Source organism: Paenibacillus sp. CECT 9249, from assembly GCF_918697855.1.
Classification (GTDB): Bacteria; Bacillota; Bacilli; order Paenibacillales; family Paenibacillaceae; genus MSJ-34.
Genome location: NZ_CAKKLI010000097.1, coordinates 1 through 2,569, shown reverse-complemented (window position 1 = coordinate 2,569; position 2,569 = coordinate 1). Strand labels below are relative to the sequence as shown.

Genomic DNA, 2,569 nt, shown 5'->3' with positions numbered 1-2,569 from the left:
ATCGGCAGAACCGATAAAACCGAATATGAAAGAGCCGAATAGCTCAAAATTTCGTTGCTGACGAGAACTTGTCGTTCTCATTTATTGTTGCTTAATTCGCTCGTTGTTCAGTTTTCAAAGAACAAATGACTTTCGCAATCCATGTCGTTTTTGGCGACAGGCATATAATGTATCACACTCGCACGCTTTATGCAAGCGTAACATTTTTCCATTTCGCTGTCTCTCGTTTTAAGCGACAACTCTTATATCATAGCACATCTAAACTAGTAGTGCAAGATATTTTTTTATATTGTTACTTCCATTAAGTAAACAACTTACCTTGCTCTTAAGCAGGCATCGACTACTATACTCTCTTATTCGGAAATAATCAACTTGTAATTAATGGGAAACGATGACACACGGAAACAACACGACACTTATAAATTGAAAAAGGAGCGCATACCGGCAACGATATGCACTCCTTATATTCGCAATTATTCTCCGCCCATTAAAATATATCGAGCCAAGACGATAACGGCCAAAATCCACATCAGCCAATGAACTTTATGTTCGCTTTTGCCGCTCAGGCGTCCGACCGTAGCGAGAATTACATAAGTAACGATCCCGAACGAAATACCGTTGGCGATCGAGCCTGTCAACGGCATCAGCACGATCGTTAAGAAAGAAGGAATTGCGATAATCATATTGGAGAAATCGATCTCGCGAACCGATTGCACCATCAACACACCGACAATGATCAGCGCCGCATTCGTCGCCGCGCCCGGAATCAACCAAGCGATCGGCGCCAAGAACAAGGCTAGAAGGAACAGCACGCCTGTCGTAACCGACGTTAGACCGGTGCGTCCGCCTTGCGCAATACCCGACGAGCTTTCCACGAAAGCCGTTACCGTCGACGTACCTACGAGCGCGCCGCCGCTAACGCCGATCGCGTCGACCAGCATCGCCTTACCGACTTTCTTGGTGCCTTTCTCTTTATCCTTCATGATGCCGGCACGATTCGCCGTACCGATCAACGTTCCAAACGTGTCGAACAATTCCACGAAAGTAAACGTTAGAATGACCGTAATAAGTCCCGCATGTAATACGCCTTTAAAATCGAAATCGGCGAAACGCAGCTGAGAGAAATCCGGAATCCATGTCGTTTCCGGGGAACTTAGGCTGGAGAAATCGACAATCCCTACGAAAAAGCCGAAAATCGTCGTACCCAAAATGCCGAACAATATCGCGCCGCGCAATCCGATGACCATCAATACGCCGATCAGCACTAGGCCGAAAATGGTCGTTTGCACGTTCGGATCGCTCAAGCTTCCAAGCTGAAATACCGTTTCAAACGAAAGCAGCGGTACGTGACCGTTAGCCGCGTAATCTTGTTTCGCTTCGAGCGCGATCGACATCAGGCCCGAATTTTTGATTCCAAGAAATCCGATAAATAATCCGATCCCGACCGTAATCGCATGCTTCATACCGTCCGGAACGGCGACAATCATCATTTGCCGCACTTTCGTTACCGTCAGCAATATAAAAATAATACCCGAGATAAATACGGCCGTTAAAGCCATCTCAAATGTAAACGTTCCGTTCGAACTAATAATAACCGTAGCAAAATAAGCGTTAAGACCCATCCCCGGCGCCAGCGCCACAGGAAAGTTGACAAGCAAGCCCATCAGAATCGTCATGACCCCTGCCGCGATGGCGGTAGCCAAAAATACCGACGTCCAATCCCCGCCGGGCGCGCCCGACAGAATGTTCGGATTCACGGCCAAAATGTAAGCCATCGCCATGAACGTCGTGATTCCTGCCATAATCTCCGTTCTGACATTTGTCCCATGTTCCTTTAACTTAAAGAAACGATCCATTGTTTAGAACTCCTCCTAAAAGTTTTGTGAGCGGCATCCTTAGCATGCGCAGCGCCGCCTGCACCTCGATTGAATGGGAACAACAAAAAAAGAACCCGGGCCGCTTATCTCCTAGGTTCCGCACAAGAAAGAAAAACATGCCTTTCGCGAGCGCATTGCATAAAAGACGCAAAAAAGGCAATATTTCTTCTTTTTCGTAGCCAGATCATTACGGTGACCTCGTAGAGACTCTCAGGCCAATTCCTGAGATTATACGAAAAGCATTTGTTATTCACTTATCACTCAATTTCATTCTAAAAAGACGGGCGATTCTTGTCAATAAAAAAACGAATAATTGTCGAATATAATTCTCAGAATGTTCGGATTCACAGTCTAATGATCCATAAAAAAGCACCCGGAATCGCCCCATGTTGCAGGGTTCCGGGTGCCTGTCGTTATTCCCACTCTACTTTCACCGTACTAGGTATAGAGCAATATCATTGATTTTAAAGGGTTTTTAGGAAGTATCAATGCTTATAATATGATATAAAAAATTAAAATAATGCAATTTTAATGCAATAAATGCAAATCACTGTTTGGAGTTATCACTGTTTACGCTGAAGCATAATGCCCGAAAGCTGACGGTATTGCCTGTCCAGGGATTGACGAATATAATGTCCGTATCACAGAAAAGGAAAAGGATGCCTCCATATAGCGTGAGCCTGTTCGCGCAA

At 45.3% G+C, this 2,569-nt stretch carries 1 protein-coding gene and 1 riboswitch; the gene reads right to left on the bottom strand.

The genetic code is table 11. The features are described 5' to 3' along the window. Positions 1–473: 473 nt before the first annotated feature. Positions 474–1,856: an NCS2 family permease gene (locus tag LQ229_RS26845; RefSeq protein ID WP_216539000.1), complete on the bottom strand. Its 1,383-nt coding sequence runs from the start codon at positions 1,854–1,856 to the stop codon at positions 474–476. 177 nt (positions 1,857–2,033) lie between these two features. Then, a riboswitch (purine riboswitch) is annotated at positions 2,034–2,133 on the bottom strand. Positions 2,134–2,569 lie beyond the last annotated feature (436 nt).

Coding starts and splice junctions, on each gene's coding strand:
- LQ229_RS26845 (WP_216539000.1), bottom strand. CDS start 1,856: ATGGATCGTTTCTTTAAGTTAAAGGAACATGGGACAAATGTCAGAACG.